At 61.1% G+C, this 911-nt stretch carries 1 protein-coding gene; it reads left to right on the forward strand.

Annotated elements, in window-relative coordinates; genetic code table 11:
- Positions 1 to 911: immunoglobulin-like domain-containing protein (locus HU738_RS26475; protein ID WP_217871547.1), on the forward strand; the 911-nt coding region annotated here is incomplete at both ends.

Consider the following 911-nt stretch of genomic DNA (forward strand, 5'->3'; position numbering starts at 1 on the left):
AGTCGGGCAGTCCTCCGGTACCGCCACCGGCGCCGTCACCAACGACGTTTATCAAGGTCACGCGGCAGTCACCAATAGCATCACCAACGTCAGCGGCGGCAATTACGAAAACCTGGTCGCCAACCAGGCTCCTGTCAGCACCACCGTGACCGATGTGCAAGACACCACCACTGTCACCCTGACCGCCACGCCTTCCGTGGCCGAAGGCGGCACTATCACTTACACCGCCACAGTAGGTGCGCCGGTCACCGGCAGCCCGGTCGTAGTTAGCTTGGCCAATGGCCAGACCATCACCATTCCGGTTGGTCAGAGTTCAGGGACGGCCACGGGGGCCGTGAGCAATGACGTCTATCAAGGCCACGCGGCAGTTACCAACAGCATCACCAATGTCAGCGGTGGCAATTACGAGAATCTGGTTGCCGACCAGGCACCGGTCAGCACCGCCGTGACCGATGTGCAAGACACCACAACGGTGTCGCTGACGGCAACGCCCAGCGTGGCCGAGGGTGGCACTATCATTTACACCGCCACAGTAGGTGCTCCTGTCACGGGAAATCCGGTCGTGGTCAACCTCGCCAACGGGCAGACCATCACCATCCCAGTCGGGCAGTCCTCCGGTACCGCCACCGGCGCCGTCACCAACGACGTCTACCAAGGCCACGCGGCAGTTACCAACAGCATCACCAATGTCAGCGGCGGCAATTACGAGAATCTGGTCGCCAACCAGGCACCGGTCAGTACCACTGTCACCGATGTCCTGGACACAACGACGGTATCGCTTTCGGCGACACCAAGCGTGGCCGAAGGTGGGCAGATCGTTTACACCGCTACCTTGAGCAACGCTGCACAAACGGCGGTAACCGTCACGCTGAGCAATGGCCAGACCATCACCATCGGCGCCAATCAGACCT

The sequence above is a fragment of the Pseudomonas vlassakiae genome (genome assembly GCF_014269035.2).
Classification (GTDB): Bacteria; Pseudomonadota; Gammaproteobacteria; order Pseudomonadales; family Pseudomonadaceae; genus Aquipseudomonas; species Aquipseudomonas vlassakiae.